This is a genomic window from Stenotrophomonas sp. STK16_22 (assembly GCF_051984505.1).
In the GTDB taxonomy this organism is placed as follows: Bacteria; Pseudomonadota; Gammaproteobacteria; order Xanthomonadales; family Xanthomonadaceae; genus Stenotrophomonas; species Stenotrophomonas maltophilia_A.
This window is the reverse complement of record NZ_CP196972.1, coordinates 259,663-277,706: the sequence shown is the minus strand read 5'-3', so window position 1 is coordinate 277,706 and position 18,044 is coordinate 259,663. Positions and strand designations below refer to the sequence as shown.

Genomic DNA, 18,044 nt, shown 5'->3' with positions numbered 1-18,044 from the left:
CCGGCCAGCGGCCGGCACTACCAGGTCACTTCTCGCTCGTAATGAGCTGCACGACGCTGGAGAAATCCAGCTTGCCGCGGCCAGCCTGGTGATTCATCGAGTACAGGTTGCGGGCCACTTCGCCCAGCGGGATCGAGGCGCCGACACTCATCGCCGCTTCCACCGCCAGGCCCATGTCCTTCAGCATCAGATCACTGCCGAAGCCGCCGCTGTAGCCGCGCGAGGCCGGGGCGTTTTCCAGCACGCCCGGCCACGGGTTGCACACTTCGGTGGCCCAGCTGCGGCCGGTGCTGACCGCCATCATCTGCGACAGCACCTTCGGGTCCAGCCCGTGCGCCACGCCGAGGGCGATGGCTTCACCGGTGACGGCCATGATCACGCCCAGCGCCATGTTGTTGCACAGCTTGGCCACCTGGCCGGCACCACTGGCGCCGACATGGAAGATGTTCTTGCCCATCGCCTGCAGCACCGGGCGCGCACGTTCCAGCGCGTCCTCCTCACCACCGACGATGAAGGTCAGGGTGCCGGCCTGGGCACCGGCGGTACCGCCGGACACCGGTGCGTCGATCATCTGCAGGCCACGTGCGGCAGCGGCTTCGGAAACCTTGCGGGCGCTGGCCGGGGCGATCGTGCTGCAGTCGATGACCAGTGCGCCGGCCGGAATCGCGGCAAGAATGCCGTCATCGCCCAGGTACACGCCTTCGACGTGGCGGCTGGCCGGCAGCATCGAGATCACCACCTCGGCATCGGCCAGGGTTTCGCGCGCCGATGCGGCCGCGCTGGCGCCAGCATCGACGGCGGCCTGCACCGCGGCCGGGACCAGATCGAACACGCGCACGGTGTGGCCGTTCTTGACCAGATTGGCGGCCATCGGGCCACCCATGTTGCCCAACCCGATGAATGCAATGCGGCTCATGCAAGGCTCCTTTCAACAAGGGGAGTGCCCAGGTCGGCCAGCGGATGCGCGGCATCGGCCCAGGGGGAAGCGAAGAAGGTGTCGGCCCACGCGCCGGTGGCCTCGGCCAGGGTGGCCGGGTTCCACTGCGGATTGCGGTCCTTGTCGATCAGCAGCGCGCGGATGCCTTCGGCGAAATCACCGTGGGCGGCGCAATGCAGGGCGACGATGTACTCCAGGCGATAGATCGCGGCAAGGTCCTGGCCGGCACTGCGGCGCTGCAGTTCGTACGACAACCGTGCCGAACCCGGTGCACCGGCGGCGAGGGTCTTCTGTGCCGCCTGCAGCCAGGCATCGTCGGTCTGCAGAGTGGAGATGCGGCCGATGATCGCGGAGAGGTCATCGCCTTCGCACAGCGCATCGACCTGCGCCGCATTGGCCAGCAGCGGACCGGTCGCGGCGTCACTGGCATGCGACTGCAGCAGATGGCTGAGGCGTTCGTGGTTGTGTGCGGCGTTGCTGGACCACGCGACCTGCAGCAGCGCATCGAACACCGCGCTGCGGCGTTCTTCGGCAACATGCACGTCGGCCAGGCCGGCGTAGATGGCGTCGCCCGGGTTCAGCAGCGCGCCGGTCAGGGCCAGGAACAGGCCGCCCTTGCCCGGCACGCGCGGCAGCAGCCAGCTGCCACCCACATCGGGGAAAAGGCCGACGGTGATTTCCGGGAAGGCCAGCTTGGAGCGCTCGCTGACCACGCGGTGGCTGGCGCCGGACATCAGGCCGATGCCGCCGCCCATCACGATGCCGTGGCCCCAGCACAGGATCGGCTTGGCGTAGGTGTGGATGAGGTAATCGACGCGGTATTCAACGTCGAAGAACTCAGCGGCGTAGTCGTTCTCGCGGATGTCGCTGCGGCCGGCCTCGCGGAAGTCGACCATGCTCTTGTACAGGCTGTGCAGGTCACCGCCGGCGCAGAACGCCTTTTCGCCGGCACCCTGCAGCACCACCATGGCGATGCCATCGTCGTCGGCCCAGGCATTCAACTGCTTCAGCAGCAGGTGTGCCATCGGCAGCGAGAAACCGTTGAGCGTACGCGGCGCATTGAGCGTGGCGATGCCGATGCGCGTGCCATTGCCAGCCACGCGCTCTTCGAACAGCACCGGTGCGTCGTCGGCAGCGGTGTCGGTGCTCATGCGTTCTTCCACTGCGCAGCGCGCTTTTCCAGGAAGGCGGTCACGCCCTCGACCTGGTCGGCGGTGTCGAACAGGTCGACGAAGGCTTCGCGTTCGGCCACCAGCGCCGAAGCGTGGGTACCGGTGCGGGTGGCCTGCACCAGAGTCTTGCAGGCGGCGATGCTGGTCGGGCTCTGCTTGCCGGCCTTCTTCGCCCATTCCAGCGCCAGCGCCTTGGCTTCGCGCTTGCCGACCTTTTCTTCGGCCAAGCCAATGCGCAGTGCGGTGTCGGCGTTGATGCGCTCGCCCAGCAGGATCATGCGCTTGGCCCAGCCCTCGCCGACCAGGCGCGGCAGGTTCTGGGTGCCACCGGCGCACGGCAGCAGGCCGACGGTGGCCTCCGGCAGCGCAACCTGGGCATGGTCTTCAATGATGCGCAGGTCGCAGGCCAGCGCGCATTCCAGGCCACCGCCCATGGCGTAGCCGTTGATCGCGGCAATCGACACGCCACGGAAACCGGACAGCGCTTCGAAGGCTTCACCGAAGCGGCGCGCGGCTTCACGCGCAGCGGCCTTGTCGCCGGAGGCGAACTGGTTGAGATCGGCACCGGCGGAGAAGAACTTCTCGCCGTCACCGGTGATCACCAGCGCGTAGATCTCGCGGTCTGCGTTGAGCGCGCCGACCAGATCACGCAGCGCCGACAGGCTGTGCACAGTCCAGGTATGCGCCGGCGGGTTGTTCAGGGTGACCACGGCGGTGTGGCCATCCACCTCCACCTTCAAGCCCACGTGCTCCTGGGTACGCCAATCCTTCATCGCAGTTCCTCTTCGGTGTTGAGCAGGTGACGGGCAACGATCACCCGCATGATCTCGTTGGTGCCTTCCAGGATCTGGTGCACGCGGCAGTCACGCAGCAGGCGCTCGATCGGATATTCGCGGATGTAGCCGTAGCCGCCGTGGATCTGCAGTGCTTCGTTGCAGACGTTGAAACCGGCATCGGTGGCGAAGCGCTTGGCCATCGCGCACCACACGTTGGCGTCGCTGGCACCGGCATCGAGCTTGCGCGCAGCGGTGTGCACCATCTGCCGGGCGGCCACCAGCTGGGTGACCATGTCGGCCAGCTTGAACTGCAGTGCCTGGAACTCGGCCAGTGCCTTGCCGAACTGGCGGCGCTCGCCCATGTAGCGGCGTGCAGCGTCCAGCGCACCCTGCGCCGCACCCAGCGAGCAGGCGGCGATGTTGATGCGGCCGCCATCGAGTCCCTTCATCGCCAGCTTGAAGCCGCCGCCTTCCTCTCCCAGAAGGTGGCTGACCGGTACGCGGACGTTTTCGAAGGTGATGCCACGGGTGGGCTGGCTGTTCCAGCCCATCTTCTCTTCCTTGCGGCCGAAGCTGATGCCCGGCAGGTCGGCCGGCACCGCAATGGCGCTGACACCGCCGGCACCGGCACCACCGGTACGCGCCATCACCACCAGCAGCTCGGTGGCACCGGCGCCGGAAATGAAGGCCTTCGAGCCGTTCAGCACATAGAAGTCACCATCGCGCACGGCGGTGGTCTTCAACGACGCCGCATCGGAACCGGCACCCGGTTCGGTCAGGCAGTACGAGGCCAGCTTGTTGCCCGAAGACAGATCGGTGCCCCACTCATCGCGCAGCGCCGGCTGGCCCCACTTGGACACCATCCACGAGGCCATGTTGTGGATGCTGATGTACGCCGCGGTCGACGGATCGACGCTGGCGAGCTCCTCGATGACGACGGCGGCGTCCAGTCGGCTCAGGCCGCTGCCGCCCACTTCCGGGTCCATGTACAGACCGCAGAAGCCCAGTTCACCGGCCTTGGCGATCGCCTCGCGCGGAAAGATGCCCTCCGCATCCCATCGCGCGGCGTGCGGCGCCAGTTCGGCCTGTGCGAAGTCGCGCGCCGCCTCGCGGTACGCCTGCTGCGCTTCTTCCAGTTCCGTCGTCATCGAGTGGCTCATGGCTGCTCCTGCCGTTACTTCAGGCTGATCGTGGTGTTGACGCCATGGCTGAGCGTCTCGTCATCGAACCAGCGCGCGGTGACCGTCTTGGTCTGGGTGTAGAACAGCACCACCTGCTTGCCATACGGACCCAGGTCGCCCAGCTTGGACGCGCGCGAACCGGTGAACGAGAACAGCGGCACCGGCACCGGGATCGGCACGTTGATGCCGACCTGGCCGACGTCGATGTCTTCCTGGAACCTGCGCGCGGCGGCGCCGGACTGAGTGAACAGTGCGGTGCCGTTGCCGTTCGGGTTGCTGTTGACCATCGCGATGGCCTCTTCCAGCGTCTCTGCTTCGAGGATGACCAGCACCGGCCCGAAGATTTCTTCCTGGTAGATGCGCATGTCGGTGGTGACACCGGCAAAGATGGTCGGGCCGACAAAGTTGCCCTTTTCGAAACCATCGACCTGCGGCTTGCGGCCATCGAGCACCAGCTTGGCGCCCTGCTCCACACCCGACGCGATCAGGCCTTCCACGCGCTCGCGGGCGCTGCAGGAAATGACCGGACCGACGTCGGTGCCGGCGACGGTGCCGCCGCTGACCTTCAGGGTCTTGGCCTTGGTGACCAGGTCCTGCACCCAGTTGCGTGCTTCACCGACCAGCACCAGGGTGGAGGCGGCCATGCAGCGCTGGCCCGCGGCACCGAAGGCGGCGCCGACCATCGCGTTGAGGGTCTGTTCCTTGTTGGCGTCCGGCAGCACCACGGCGTGATTCTTGGCGCCCATCATGCACTGCACGCGCTTGCCGGCCAGCGAGGCACGGTTGTAGACGTGGGTGCCGACGCGGGTGGAACCGACGAACGACACGGCCTTGATGTCCGGGTGGTCGCAGATCGCGTTGACCACTTCTTCGCCGCCGTGGACGACGTTCAGCACGCCCTTCGGAATGCCGGCTTCCAGGGCAAGCTCGACCAGGCGCATGGTGACCATCGGGTCCTGCTCGGACGGCTTGAGGATGAAGGTGTTGCCCGTTGCAATCGCCATCGGGAACATCCACAGCGGGATCATCGCCGGGAAGTTGAACGGGGTGATGCCGGCGCACACGCCCAGCGGCTGCATGATCGTGTAGGTGTCCACGCCATTGGCCACGTTGTTGGCCAGTTCGCCCAGCTGCAGGTTGCCGATGGCGGCGGCGTGCTCGACCACTTCCAGGCCACGGAACACATCGCCTTCGGCGTCCGGCAGGGTCTTGCCCTGTTCGGCGGTGAGGATGTGGGCCAGCTCGCTCATGTTCTCGCGGATCAGCTGCTGGTACTTCAGGAAGATGCGCGCGCGGGTGCCGATCGGGGTCTTGCGCCAGGTCTTGAAGGCTTCCTTGGCGGCGGCGACGGCGGCGTCCACTTCGCCGGTGGTGGCGAACGGCACCTTGGCCAGCACGTCCTGGGTGGCCGGATTGATCACGTCCTGCCAGTGGGAGGTGGCCGATTCAACGAACTGGCCATCGATCAGCATGCGGATACGGGGCGCTGCAACAGTCATGACGACAATCCCACAGGGTGCGAAAGATGCTTGGCATTATTCACAGCACCCACCTCGATTTCCGGGCTGAATCCGCTTAATCTGGCCAACACGCCAGACGATTCATGTTAATTCTGTGAATTATTCAGCCCCCCAGCGACAACTTGGCCTGCGCCTGCTGCGGCTGCGCGAGCAGCGCGGCTACAGCCAGGTGGACCTGGCCCGCGCCTTGGGCCTGTCGGCCAGTTACCTGAACCAGATCGAGCGCAACAAGCGCCCACTCACCCCGGCCGTGCAGAAGAAGCTGGGCGAGGTGTTGGGCGACGTTTCTTCGTTGTTCGACGAAGATGAGCCCGCTGCCCTGCAGGAAGCGCTGGGCGAGACCCTGCGCGATCTGGGCCTGGCCGAAGTCAGCGCCACCGAACTGCGCGCCCTGGCCGGCAACCTGCCGCAGGTCAGCCGCGCGCTGCTGGAACTGCACCGCCGCCACCTGGCGCTGCGCGAGCATGCCGCGGCGCTGGAGTTCCAGCTGGGCGAGCCCGGCGCCGGCAGCACCCTGCCCGCCGGTGACCAGGTGCGCGAGTTCTTCAATCGCATGCACAACCACATCCCCGAACTGGACGAGCTGGCCGAGCAGCTGTTCGCCGAATGGGGGCTGTCACCCGGGCATGTGGCGCCACGCCTGCGCCAGCTGCTGGCCGACCGCCATGGCGTGCTGGTGGAAGTGGCCGCACTGCAGGCCGGGCGCGAGAAACGGCAATACGATGCCGGTGCGCGGCGGCTGTGGCTGCCCGATTACCTGGAGCCCGGCCAGCAGGCGTTCCAGATGGCGGCCGAGCTGGCCCTTCACGGCTACCTGCCGCAGATCGATGCGGTGGTGGCGCGCGCTGGCTTTACCGATGAGGCACGCATCGCGCAGGCGCGGATTGGCTTGTCGAATTACTTCGCCGGTGCGTTGGTGATGCCGTACATGCGTTTCCTGCGTGCGGCCGAGGCCAGCAGTTACGACATCGAGCTGCTGGCGCACCAGTTCGGCGTGGGCTTCGAAGCGGTCTGCCATCGGCTGAGCACGTTGGCACGGCGCAGCGCGCCCGGCCTGCCGTTCTTTTTCATCCGCGTGGATCGCGCCGGCAACGTCTCCAAGCGCCATTCGGCCACCGATTTTCATTTCTCGCAGGTGGGAGGGTCGTGCCCGCTGTGGATCGTCTACGAGGCGTTCAACCAGCCCGGCCGCATCCTCACCCAGACCGCGCGCATGCCCGATGGCCGCCGTCATTTCTGGCTGGCGCGGCAGGTCAGCAGCGGGCCGGTGGGCCATGGCCAGCCACGCAAGACGTTCGCGGTGGCGTTGGGCTGCGACCTGCAGCATGCCGAACGCCTGGTGTATTCGCTGGGGCTGGATGTGCAGAGCCCGGGGAACTCGGTGTCGATCGGGCCGGGCTGCCGGGTGTGCCCGCGCGAGGACTGCATGCAGCGCGCGTTCGCGCAGTTGCCGGGGAGGTAGGGTTGGTTCGGCAGGGCTGCGCCCTGCACCTGCTTCAATCCAAGGCAACAGCAAAAGCAACAGCGGGCTTTCCGTGGGATGGCGGGGTGGGTCCGGTTGCGGGGGACGCTGCAAGTCCCCCTCCGGGGCCCGGCCCAGCCGCTGGCGGCTGTGCGTTCGGGCGCTTGCGAAGCAATGCTTCGCAAGCAAAGCGCCCTCACCCATGTAAGCTCGGTCGCCGCTTGCTCGTGTGCGCAGTCCTGCGCACACGGCAAGACCGGGGTTGGGCGTCCTGCCCAACCCGCCCGAGGCATGCCTCGGGCCCATGCGGCTCACGCCCCCGCAACCGGACCCACCCCGCCTTCGACAGATCTCCGCGAGCTGTCGAAACGGCATCCTTTGCTGCTGTGGGTAGGTGTCGACCTTGGTCGACACGGTGGATCCACGTCGTGCGTGGATGCTCTTCGATGAATGTTCGAAATATTCGATTTCGATGGGGTTCCATCCACGCATGGCGTGGATCTACTACCGGGTCAGTAGATCGGCGTCACCTTCATCTGCGGCAGCGGACGCGGTGCGCCGTCCGTAAGGTCCGGGCCGAGGTCCTCCCAGGTACGTCCCTGCTCGACCATCAGCCCCCACAACTGCTGCGATGCCAGCCGCTTGTCCTCCGAGCCCAGCTTGTACGACGGTGGCGCCGGCTGGCCACTGGCAACCATCGCGTACGCCGCGCGGTAGGCCAGTACCTGCTGCGCCGGGTCGTCGGTGCGCGCCACTTCCAGCGTGTAGCGCTGGTAGGCCGAGGCCAGGTTGCGCCAGCGGATCCAATAGTGGTTCTCGAACGAGAACGAACAGAAGCGCGCACCGGCCAGGCTGCCCTTGTCGGCAATGCGGGTCAGCACCTCCTGTGGCATGTCCAGGTTCATGCCGCCTTCGTCGCCCTGCAGGCTGACGTGCACGATGCGATCGCGGTAGCCCGGTGCGCGCGCCTGCAGCAGGTCGCGCCAGTTCTGCATGGTCGCCACCACCGCGAACAGGAAACGGCCCAGTTCTGCTGCCGCCAGCGGCGTAGCGATCGACTGGTAGGTACGCTGCCAGCCGTGTCGGTTCTCGGTGGGCAGGAACACCGCGTGCTCCAGCGACTGGCGGCCACTGCTGCCGTGGTTCACCTCTTCGGCGTGCTGCGGGTAGACCAGATTGATGGCGAAGGTCGGCCAGCGCGGCAACGCGGCATCGAACAGATGGATCGGGAAATTGCTGCTGATGCCACCATCGGAGAACCAGCAGATGCGGAAGGCGGTGATCACCGGGCCGCAAGCCTGCCCAGCGCTGGTCAGCCCTTCCATGCTGTCGGCCACGTTGTGCTCGGGGTCGGCCGCCGGCGCGGTCGGCTCGCAGCGTCGTTCGCGGCGTGAGGGTTCATGCAGCGGCACCGCGCTGATCAGCAGCGGGAAGCTCAGGCTCATGCGCGTGGCCACCAGCACCGGCAGCTTCGGGCCCTGCGGCAGGTGGTAGTACCGGCGCCCTTCCACCTCCAGTGGCGGGCCGGCCTGCGTCACCAGCCACTGCACCACGCTGGCCGGAAACAGCTGCTCGAACTCCTCGCGCAGGAACCAGAACTGCGCGCCGCCCAGCGGCAACGTGCGCGGCTCGTTGTGCGACACACAGGTGGTGATCATCTGCAGGCTGATCGCATGCGGGCTGTCCGGCTCGCCGGCATAGCGCGGCGCATCGTGCAGATCGGCGAACGTGAGCGGTGCATCCAGCGGCTTGCCGGACAGCTGCTGCAGGCATTCATGCAGCCACTCGGTCAACGCCGGCGTGCGTGCATCGCGGCCGAGGCCGCTGCACAGGCCCAGCAGGTTACGGCGCGCCACCCGCGCTACCCGCAGCGCGGCACCGGCCACGCCGGCACCGTACGCGCACAGCAGTGATGGCAGCAGCGTGGCGGCCACGCCGCTCCAGCCACCGCCCCACCAGCCCAGGCCGAGCAGCAGCGACAGCGACACCAGCACTTCCAGCGGCGCGATCTCGAATACCGCGATGGCCAGGCACAGCAGTTTGTGCGGCAGGCGGGCATTGCCGGTCAGCACCACCAGCAGCCGATACGCTGCACGAGCGCCTCGCGCCGGCTGGAACAGGCTGTAGATGAAGCCACGCCGCGACAGCTGCGCCGACACCGCCGACAGCCCGCTGTAGCCTGCATCGCCGGGCAGGTGTTCACCCGCCTGCTGGCGACGATCACCGCACGCCGCCGCAGCCGCCACCGCCGCAGCGATGGCGCCGGCCGAGGTGCCGCCGATGCTCTTGAAGCGATACTCACGCGCCAGCGCCAGTACCGCATTGGGGTACACGATGCCGCTGGTGATGCCGCCTTTCATGACCAGATCGCAGTACTTCGCCGCCACGAGCCACCTCCCGTCTGTCGGTGCCCAGTATGGCAAGAGGCGCTCTCACAGCCTGAGAAGCGAGCCACAGCCCTGCGCTTTCATTGGCCCTTGACCATTGGCCTCGACGCGTCCACCGTGGGCACGCCGAAGGTATCCCTGCCGTGGCATTGATGGCGGCAGGGATTTAAACGGGAATCCGGTGAAGGCGCCTTGCGCGCCCATTCCGGAGCTGCCCCGCAGCGGTGAATGGAAACGAATCCTGCCAACAGCACTGGGCTCACGCCTGGGAAGCGGCAGGTAGTAGGTGGGCTGCGGCCCGTGTCCATCAGCCCGAATACCGGCCCCGGCCGGGGGACACGACCGTCCCCTGACTCGACCTGGAATCTCCGCGGGGAGGTTGCCGGGGCCGTCGTCGTCCTGCGCGTGCAGGCGGTGCGGCCGCGTGCGTCCTGTTCACGGTTTCCGGCCAGACCTGTTCACCCACGCGCTGATGCATGGGCCACCGCCGTTGCCGGCGGTCCATGCGGTACCTGACGATGACCGAGCTCCAACGCCCCACCCTGTCCCTGCCCGAAAACGGCCAGCGCCTGCTGCTGCACTCGTGCTGCGCACCCTGCTCCGGCGAAGTGATGGAGGCGATCACCGCCTCCGGGATCGACTACGCGATCTTCTTCTACAACCCCAACATCCACCCGGTGAAGGAATACGAGCTGCGCAAGCAGGAGAACATCCGCTTCGCCGAACAGCACGACATCCCGTTCATCGACTGCGACTACGACACCGACAACTGGTTCAGCCGTGCACGCGGCATGGAAAACGAGCCCGAGCGCGGCATCCGCTGCACGATGTGCTTCGACATGCGTTTCGAGCGCACCGCGCTGTACGCGCACGAGCATGGCTACGACACCATCAGTTCGTCGCTGGGCATCTCGCGCTGGAAGAACATGGCGCAGATCAACGACTGCGGCATCCGCGCCGCCTCGCGCTATGAAGGCCTGCAGTACTGGGACTACAACTGGCGCAAGGGCGGCGGTGCCAGCCGCATGATCGAGATCAGCAAGCGCGAGCAGTTCTACCAGCAGGAATACTGCGGCTGCGTGTATTCGCTGCGCGATGCCAACCGCCACCGCCGCGAGAATGGCCGCGAGCGGATCAAGATCGGCCTGCTGTACTACGGGCAGGACGCTGAGGCGCCGCAGGGCGATTGACGTGCAGGCATGGGGCGGCCACGCTGGTCGCCCCTTCTGCTGTGCCGGAACTGCCATGACCGCCCTGCCCGCCGATGTCGCCCTGCTGGTGATCGACCTGCAGCCGGACTTCATGCCCGGTGGCGCGCTGGCCTGCGACCAAGGCGATGCGCTGGTGGCACCGATCGCCGATCTGCTGGCACAACGCCGCTACCGCACCGTGGTGGCAACACAGGACTGGCACCCGGCCGACCATGCCTCGTTCGCCAGCCAGCACCCCGGCCAACGCCCCTTCGAGACCATCCTGCTGCACGCGCAGCCGCAGACCCTGTGGCCGGACCACTGCGTGCAGGGCAGCGCCGGTGCCGCGCTGCATCCGGGCGTGGACTGGACCGTGGCCGACCTGATTCTGCGCAAGGGCACGCGCCAACAGGTGGATTCATACAGCGCCTTCCGCGAGAACCATGGCCCCGATGGCGAGCGCCCGGCCACCGGCCTGGCCGGCTGGCTGCACGAACGCCGCATCCGCGAAGTGCACGTGTGCGGCCTGGCCCGCGACTACTGCGTGCTGTGGAGCGCGCAGGACGCGGTGAAGTCCGGCTTCCGGGTGAAATTCCTGTGGGAGCTGACCAAGCCGGTGACCGACGCCAACGACGCGATGGTGCGTGAAGCGCTGGGCAAGGCGGGGATTTCGATCGCCTGAGGCGTGACCGCCGGGCATGGCCCGGCGCTACCGCGCACGTCGCTTATGCCGCTTGCGCGCTCCTGCCCACGACAACACAATCGATTCATCCAGCCCCCTAACTACGCCCCCCTACAGATCGCGGGACGGCCGAACCGGGGGCTTTTCATTGGATGAAATCAGGATTCGGTAGTGCCGGCCGCTGGCCGGCAACCTCGGGATCTCTGCAGTTGCCGGCCAGCGGCCGGCACTACCGGATAGCACCCGTGGTAGCGCCGGGCCATGCCCGGCGGACGCGGGATGGGCGATTACCGGAACACCACCGTTCGGTGCCCGTTGAGCAGGATGCGGTGCTCCACATGGCGCCGAACGGCGCGGGCCAGCACCAGCGATTCGGTATCGCTGCCCAGCCGCACCAGCTCGCGCGGCGCCATCGCGTGGTCCACGCGGGCCACGTCCTGTTCGATGATCGGGCCTTCGTCCAGATCCTCGGTGACGTAGTGCGCGGTGGCGCCGATGATCTTGACCCCGCGCGCGTGTGCCTGGTGGTACGGCTGCGCGCCCTTGAAGCTGGGCAGGAAGCTGTGGTGGATGTTGATCGCACGGCCGGCCAGCGCGCGGCACAGCGTGGGTGACAGGATCTGCATGTAGCGCGCCAGCACCACCAGGTCGATGCGCTCGCGCTCGACCAGGTCGATGATCTGCTGCTCCTGCACCGCACGCGTATCGGCGGTCACCGGCAGGTGGTGGAACGGAACCTGGTAGGACGCGGCCAATGGCGCGAAGTCGGCGTGGTTGGACGCTACTGCGGCAATGTCCACCTTCAGCTGGCCGCTGTGGGCACGGAACAGCAGGTCGTTGAGGCAGTGCCCTTGCTTGCTGACCAGCACCAGCAGGCGTGCGCGGCGGCGACCATCATGCAGCTGCCAGTCCATGCCGAAGCCGGCGGCGAGCGTGGCCATGGCGGCGTGCACGGTCTCCAGCGGCAGGCCGGCATCGCGATCGAAATGCACGCGCAGGAAGAAGCGGCCGCTCTCCTCATCGCCGAACTGCTGGGCGTCGAGAATGTTGCAGCCGTGGTCGAACAGCAGGCCGGATACGCGGTAGACGATGCCGGTACGGTCGGGACAGGACAGGGTGAGGATGGAATCGGGGCGCATCGCCCGAGTGTAGGGCAGCAGCCTGTCCTCGGGATCGATGGTCACCGATGCAACCGACCTGCTTGGTTCAGTCCCAAGCGATACTTGGGTTTCTCCATGGCAAGCTGGTCGGTCATGAACCTGTTGCAACTGATCCGCAGCTTCACCCGCACCGCAGAGACCGGCAGCATTGCCGCAGCGGCCCGCATCCTTGGCATCAGCGCCACCGCAGTCGGCCAGAACATCAACCGGCTGGAGGCGCATCTGGGCGTACGGTTGCTGAACCGAAGTACGCGCCAGCTGGCCCTCAGCGAGGCCGGCGCGCTGTACCTGGCGCAGGTGCGCCACATCGAAGCCGACCTGGCGCGTGCACAGGCGATGGTCACCTCTGGTGACATCGAACCGGCCGGGCCACTGCGCATCGCCAGCAGCAGCGCCTTTGGTCGCCACGTGCTTGCCCCCTTGCTGCCGTCGCTGCAGCAGCGCTACCCGCAACTGCAGCTGGAGCTGCGCCTGACCGATCGCGCCGTGCAACACGGCCCGGAAGCGGTGGATGCCAGCATCCGCATCGGTGCACAGCTGGAGGACGGTGTCGTCGCACGGCAGCTGGCGCGCGTGCCGTTCGTGTTCTGCGCCTCGCCGGCCTACCTGAAGGCACACGGCACCCCGCAGCAACCCTCCGAGCTGAGCGGCCATCGCGGGCTGCTGCACCGCTTCCCCACCGATGGCCGGCCGCTGCGCTGGGGACTGCTGAAGGATGGCCAGCGCGTGGACGCCGCACTGCCGCCGAGCATGGTCTGCGATGACATCGATGCGCTGGCGACGCTGGCCGCAGCCGGTGCCGGCATCACCCGGCTGGCCGCATTCGTGGCAGAGCCGTACCTGCGCGATGGCCGCCTGCAGGCGGTGTTCGGCGCCGACACTGCATGGCGCCCGGAGCCGATGGAGGTCTATTTCTGCGTCAGCGACCGCCGCGATTTCACTGCCAAGATCCGCGCGCTGTTCGAGCACCTGCAGGCCGGCATGGCGCCGGCCTGGCGGGTGTGAGCCTCAGCGCGCCTTGAACACGCCGCGCGCATCGCGCGGCTCGCAGCGCAGGTACTGCGGCGCCGGTTCCACGCTGTCGCGCAATGCGGCGGCAGCATGCCACGGCCAGCGCGGGTCGTAGAGGATGCCGCGCGCCAGGGCTACCGCATCGGCGTGGCGATGGCGCAGGATCGATTCGGCCTGCTCCGGCTCGGTGATCATGCCCACGGCGATGACCGGCATGCGCACCTTGGCCTTGATCGCCGCCGCGAACGGCACCTGATAGCCCGGGCCGACGGTGATCTTCTGGCGCTCGTCCAGGCCACCGCTGGAGACATGCAGGAAGTTGCAGCCGCGCGCGTCCATCACCTGCGCCAGCGCTTCGCTCTGCACCAGATCCCAGCCGCCATCGACCCAGTCGCTGGCGGAGATGCGCACGCCCACCGCGACCTTGTCGGACACTGCCGCACGCACCGCATCGAACACCTCCACCAGCAGGCGCAGGCGGTTCGGCAGCGAGCCACCGTAGCCATCGGTGCGGCGGTTGCTCAGCGGCGACAGGAACTGGTGCAGCAGATAACCGTGCGCGGCATGCAATTCGATCAGCTCGAAGCCCAGGCGCTCGGCGCGTACCGCACTGGCGGCGAAGGCGGCGATGACCTCGGCGATGCCGGCCTCGTCCAGTTCCTGCGGTGCCGGATCGGCGGCATGGAACGGCAGCGGCGACGGCGCCACGGTGGCCCAGCCACGCGCGTCATCAGCCGGCAACTGGCCATCACCGTCCCACGGACGCCTCACCGAGGCCTTGCGGCCGGCATGGCCCAGCTGGACGCCCAGCGGCATCGGCGACCAGCGGCGCACGCTGGTCAGCACCTGTGCCAGCGCGGCCTCGGTGCCGTCATCCCACAGGCCCAGGTCGGCCCAGCTGATGCGGCCGCGCGGTTCGACCGCGGTGGCTTCCAGGATCAGCAGGCCGGCGCCGGACTGCGCCAGGTTGCCCAGATGCATGGCGTGCCAATCGCTGGCGCGACCGTCTTCGGCGGAGTACTGGCACATCGGCGCGATGACGATGCGGTTGGACAGGGTCAGGGGGCCGAACGAGATCGGCGAAAACAGCTGGCTCAAGACGGTGATGAACGACGTAGGGGGTGCGTATTGCACCGCCGCACGGCCTGCGAATCAACCGTCTGGATGGATCGCTGTTTCGCGGTGGGCGTGCAGCCGAGCGTGTGCTCGGCTCAGGGTGAGGCCCACGCGGCCAGCGCCTCGGCGCAGTCCCGTTCATCCTTGAACTGCAGCAGGTCGTCGGCGCGGGTGCGGCCACGGTTCAACGCCGCCACCGGCAGCCCTGCCCTGGCCGCCGCCTGCACGAAGCGGAAGCCGGAATAGACCATCAGCGATGAACCCACCACCAGCACGGCGTCGGCCTGCTGCAGGTGCTCCTGCACCGCCTGCACGCGCTCCCGCGGCACGTTTTCGCCGAAGAACACCACATCCGGCTTCAACACGCTGCCGCAATGCGGGCACTCGGGCACCACGAACGCGGAGAAATCGGTCTCCAGATCGGCATCACCATCGGGCGCGATGCCTGCCTCCAGCGCGTCCCAGCCGGGATTGGCGTCCAGCAGGCGCTGCTGGAAATCCTCGCGGCCGCTGCGACGCTCGCAACCCATGCAGCGCACCAGATCCAAGCGGCCATGCAGGTCGATCACGTTGTGGCTGCCGGCACGCTGGTGCAGGCCGTCCACGTTCTGGGTCAGCAGCACCTGCAGCTTGCCTCGGCTTTCCAGCGCGGCCAGGGCCTGGTGGGTGCCGTTGGGCCGGGCCAGGCCGAAGCGCGGCCAGCCCAGCAGGCTGCGCGCCCAGTAGCGCTGGCGGGTGGCCGCCTCGCCCATGAAGGCCTGGTAGGTCACCGGCGGCGTGCGTTTCCACTGGCCGTCGGCATCCCGGTAATCGGGAATGCCGGAGGCGGTGCTGCAGCCGGCGCCGGTCAGCACGAACAGGCGCTGGGCACGGTCGATGAAGTCGGTCAGTGGCAGGGTCATGGCTGCCAGATGGGGGCGCGGTGGCGCCCCCGCAAGCGCAGGTTCAGCCGGCCGATCAGGCCGCCGGCAGCGGCGGCACCGCAATCGGGTGGCCTTCCTCGTCCAGCGCGATCATCACGAAGTGGCCGCGGGTACACAGCTTGCGCTCGCCGCTGTGCAGGTCCTCGGCGACCAGTTCCACCTCCACCTTCATCGAGCTGCGGCCGACTTCGACGATGCGGCCAATGGTCTCGACCATCTGGCCGATGCGGATCGGCAGCTTGAAGTCGACCTGGTCGCTGCGCGCGGTCACCACGGTGCGGCGTGAGTAGCGGGCGGCGGCCAGGAAGGCGGCCTTGTCCATCCACGCCAATGCCTGGCCACCGAACAGGGTGCCAAGGTGGTTGGTGTGGTTGGGAAAGACGATTTCGGCCATGCGCACTTCGGTGGGCGGCACGGTCTCGGGGATGGGGGTCATGGGGGGGCTTCGGTGTGGGGTGCTGCGGATTCTAAGCGACCGGCGTGATGGCCATCGGAATGCACGTGCAACGGTCACCCGGCAGCGGTGCCTGCGCAGGCCGCGCCTGCGGCAGGCGTTACACTGCGCCACGCCCACTGCCAGGACCGCCCATGCCCGCCACTTCTGACCTGCTGGCCTTCGCGCTGGTTTCACTGGCCATGGTGCTCACGCCCGGGCCGAACATGATCTACCTGATCTCACGCTCGATCTGCCAGGGGCCGATGGCAGGCCTGATCTCGCTGGGCGGGGTGGCGCTGGGCTTCGTGTTCTACATGCTGTGTGCGGCACTGGGCATCACCGCCCTGCTGATGACCGTGCCGTTCGCCTACGACGCGCTGCGCATCGGCGGCGCGCTGTACCTGCTGTACCTGGCCTGGCAGGCGCTCAAGCCCGGTGGCCGTTCGCCGTTCGCGGTGCGCGAACTGCCGCAGGACAGCCCGCGCAAACTGTTCACGATGGGCTTCCTGACCAACCTGCTGAACCCGAAAGTGGCGGTGATGTACCTGTCGCTGCTGCCGCAGTTCCTGCATCCGGACGGCGAGGGCAGTGTGCTGATGCAGTCGATCGTGCTGGGCTCCACCCAGATCGCGGTGAGTGTGACCGTGAACGGCATGATTGCGCTGACCGCTGGCAGCATCGCCGGTTTCCTGGCCGCGCGCCCGACCTGGCAGGTGGTGCAGCGCTGGCTGATGGGCACGGTGCTGGCCGGGCTGGCGGTACGCATGGCGGTGGAAGGGCGACGCTGATTGTAGAGTCGAGCTTGCTCGACCGCTTTGCGCGAACGGCAGTCGAGCAAGCTCGACTCTACAAAGGCCCGCGTGCAGCATGACGGCCGGTAGCACCAGGCAGGCTCCGCCGGGCATGGCCCGGCGCTACCAACAAAAAACCCCGGCGTTGGCCGGGGTTTTTCGTTGCGACAGATCTGACCGGTTCGATCAGAAGTTCATGTCGAAGGCGACTTCGCCCTGCACGCCGACCTGGTAGGCCGAGACGCGGCGTTCGAAGAAGTTGGTCAGCTCCTGCACGTCCTGCAGTTCCATGAACGGCAGCGGGTTGCGCACGTTGTACTTCTTTTCCATGCCCAGCTTGGCGAAATGCTGGTCGGCGCAGTGCTGCAGGTACTGGCGCATGTCGCGGGTGGAGATGCCGGCCACGCCGCCGGACAGCACGTCCTCGGCGAACTGCACTTCGCATTCGATGGCTTCGGCCAGCATGTCGTAGACCTGCTGCTTCATCTCGTCGTCGAACAGGTCCGGCTCTTCCTCACGCACCACGCGCACCGACTCGAACGCGAACTCCATGTGCGCGCTCTCGTCGCGGAACACCCAGTTGGTGCCCGAGGCCAGGCCCGGCAGCAGGCCGCGCGAACGGAAGTAGTACACGTAGGCGAAGGCGGCGAAGAAGAACAGGCCTTCGATGCAGGCGGCGAAGCAGATCTGGTTGAGCAGGAACTGGCGACGCTCGGCGCGGGTCTCGATGCGCTTCAGGTCCTGGATCGAGTCGATCCACTTGAAGCAGAAATCGGCCTTCTTCTTGATCGAGTCGATGTTCTCCACCGCGGCGAAGGCTTTGACGCGCTCTTCCGGATCCGGCAGGTAGTTGTCGAGCAGGGTCAGGTAGAACTGCACGTGCAGCGCTTCTTCATACAGCTGGCGCGACAGGTACATGCGCGCTTCCGGCGCATTCAAGTGCTGGTACAGGTTCAGCACCAGGTTGTTGGACACGATCGAGTCGCCGGTGGCGAAGAACGCGACCAGGCGGTGGATCAGGTGACGCTCACCCGGCGACATCTTGCTATGCAGGTCGGTGATGTCGATCTGGAAGTTGATCTCTTCCACCGTCCAGGTGTTCTTGATCGCGTTCCGGTACATGTCATAGAACTGCGGGTAGCGCATCGGGCGCAGGGTCAGTTCAAAACCGGGATCGAGCAGCATCTGCTTGGGCTTGTCGGCCATGGGTGTTTCCTTGTCTTCTCGGGTCAAAACGCCGGGCATGGCCCGGCGCTACCTTGGTGTTTTCTGCAGTCGAGCATGGCTCGACTCTACAAAG

At 67.2% G+C, this 18,044-nt stretch carries 16 protein-coding genes and 1 riboswitch; of the genes, 5 read left to right on the top strand and 11 right to left on the bottom strand.

Going from position 1 to position 18,044, the window contains the following annotated elements:
• Window positions 1-25 precede the first annotated feature (25 nt).
• The 5 genes from mmsB to ACSYAO_RS01190 are packed head-to-tail and all read right to left on the bottom strand — an operon-like array spanning window position 26 to window position 5,565.
• Window positions 26-916, bottom strand: a complete 891-nt coding sequence (mmsB, locus tag ACSYAO_RS01210) for a 3-hydroxyisobutyrate dehydrogenase (RefSeq protein WP_004136647.1) — start codon at window positions 914-916, stop codon at window positions 26-28.
• Window positions 913-2,088: an enoyl-CoA hydratase/isomerase family protein gene (locus tag ACSYAO_RS01205; protein WP_049463055.1), complete on the bottom strand. Its 1,176-nt coding sequence runs from the start codon at window positions 2,086-2,088 to the stop codon at window positions 913-915. The genes mmsB and ACSYAO_RS01205 overlap by 4 nt, the downstream gene beginning before the upstream one ends.
• Window positions 2,085-2,882: an enoyl-CoA hydratase gene (locus ACSYAO_RS01200; RefSeq protein WP_049463056.1), complete on the bottom strand. Its 798-nt coding sequence runs from the start codon at window positions 2,880-2,882 to the stop codon at window positions 2,085-2,087. Before ACSYAO_RS01200 ends, ACSYAO_RS01205 begins: the two co-directional genes overlap by 4 nt.
• Window positions 2,879-4,045: an acyl-CoA dehydrogenase family protein gene (locus tag ACSYAO_RS01195; protein ID WP_049463057.1), complete on the bottom strand. Its 1,167-nt coding sequence runs from the start codon at window positions 4,043-4,045 to the stop codon at window positions 2,879-2,881. The genes ACSYAO_RS01200 and ACSYAO_RS01195 overlap by 4 nt, the downstream gene beginning before the upstream one ends.
• A 14-nt stretch (window positions 4,046-4,059) precedes the next feature.
• Complete coding sequence (locus ACSYAO_RS01190; RefSeq protein WP_049463058.1) at window positions 4,060-5,565, bottom strand: CoA-acylating methylmalonate-semialdehyde dehydrogenase; 1,506 nt, start codon at window positions 5,563-5,565, stop codon at window positions 4,060-4,062.
• Window positions 5,566-5,680: 115 nt separating this feature from the next.
• Here ACSYAO_RS01190 and ACSYAO_RS01185 point away from each other — a divergent pair, with 115 nt between their 5' ends.
• A complete protein-coding gene (locus ACSYAO_RS01185) occupies window positions 5,681-7,048 on the top strand; it encodes a helix-turn-helix domain-containing protein (protein WP_049463059.1) in 1,368 nt (455 codons plus the stop codon).
• Window positions 7,049-7,560: 512 nt separating this feature from the next.
• On the opposite strand, the gene ACSYAO_RS01180 is transcribed toward ACSYAO_RS01185, so the two are convergent.
• Complete coding sequence (locus ACSYAO_RS01180) at window positions 7,561-9,408, bottom strand: patatin-like phospholipase family protein (protein ID WP_049462823.1); 1,848 nt, start codon at window positions 9,406-9,408, stop codon at window positions 7,561-7,563.
• A gap of 154 nt (window positions 9,409-9,562) precedes the next feature.
• Window positions 9,563-9,777, top strand: a riboswitch (cobalamin riboswitch).
• A gap of 161 nt (window positions 9,778-9,938) precedes the next feature.
• Here ACSYAO_RS01180 and ACSYAO_RS01175 point away from each other — a divergent pair.
• Both ACSYAO_RS01175 and pncA read left to right on the top strand, forming a co-directional pair.
• Window positions 9,939-10,625 (top strand): epoxyqueuosine reductase QueH, encoded by a 687-nt coding sequence (locus tag ACSYAO_RS01175; protein WP_080356564.1) that lies wholly within the window; start codon window positions 9,939-9,941, stop codon window positions 10,623-10,625.
• 55 nt (window positions 10,626-10,680) lie between these two features.
• Entirely contained in the window at window positions 10,681-11,307 is a 627-nt protein-coding gene (pncA, locus tag ACSYAO_RS01170) for a bifunctional nicotinamidase/pyrazinamidase (protein WP_032128204.1), read from the top strand.
• Between the two features lie 287 nt (window positions 11,308-11,594).
• Here the strand turns inward: pncA and purU are convergent, their stop codons facing one another.
• A complete protein-coding gene (gene purU / locus ACSYAO_RS01165; protein WP_032128205.1) occupies window positions 11,595-12,446 on the bottom strand; it encodes a formyltetrahydrofolate deformylase in 852 nt (283 codons plus the stop codon).
• A gap of 114 nt (window positions 12,447-12,560) precedes the next feature.
• On the opposite strand from purU, the gene ACSYAO_RS01160 reads away from it, so the two are divergent.
• Window positions 12,561-13,472: a LysR family transcriptional regulator gene (locus ACSYAO_RS01160; protein ID WP_049399772.1), complete on the top strand. Its 912-nt coding sequence runs from the start codon at window positions 12,561-12,563 to the stop codon at window positions 13,470-13,472.
• 3 nt (window positions 13,473-13,475) lie between these two features.
• Here ACSYAO_RS01160 and ACSYAO_RS01155 read toward each other — a convergent pair whose 3' ends face one another.
• The 3 genes from ACSYAO_RS01155 to ACSYAO_RS01145 form a co-directional block, all read right to left on the bottom strand.
• Window positions 13,476-14,576 (bottom strand): NADH:flavin oxidoreductase/NADH oxidase, encoded by a 1,101-nt coding sequence (locus tag ACSYAO_RS01155; RefSeq protein ID WP_080356563.1) that lies wholly within the window; start codon window positions 14,574-14,576, stop codon window positions 13,476-13,478.
• 113 nt (window positions 14,577-14,689) lie between these two features.
• The gene (locus ACSYAO_RS01150) at window positions 14,690-15,496 is read right to left on the bottom strand and encodes an NAD-dependent protein deacetylase (protein ID WP_049462818.1); all 807 of its coding nucleotides are present in this window, start codon (window positions 15,494-15,496) and stop codon (window positions 14,690-14,692) included.
• Between the two features lie 55 nt (window positions 15,497-15,551).
• Entirely contained in the window at window positions 15,552-15,953 is a 402-nt protein-coding gene (locus ACSYAO_RS01145; protein ID WP_004153688.1) for an acyl-CoA thioesterase, read from the bottom strand.
• A 152-nt stretch (window positions 15,954-16,105) separates the two neighbouring features.
• Here ACSYAO_RS01145 and ACSYAO_RS01140 point away from each other — a divergent pair, with 152 nt between their 5' ends.
• Window positions 16,106-16,741: a LysE family translocator gene (locus tag ACSYAO_RS01140; protein ID WP_032128209.1), complete on the top strand. Its 636-nt coding sequence runs from the start codon at window positions 16,106-16,108 to the stop codon at window positions 16,739-16,741.
• Window positions 16,742-16,930: 189 nt separating this feature from the next.
• Here ACSYAO_RS01140 and ACSYAO_RS01135 read toward each other — a convergent pair whose 3' ends face one another.
• Window positions 16,931-17,950 (bottom strand): ribonucleotide-diphosphate reductase subunit beta, encoded by a 1,020-nt coding sequence (locus ACSYAO_RS01135; RefSeq protein WP_008264781.1) that lies wholly within the window; start codon window positions 17,948-17,950, stop codon window positions 16,931-16,933.
• Window positions 17,951-18,044 lie beyond the last annotated feature (94 nt).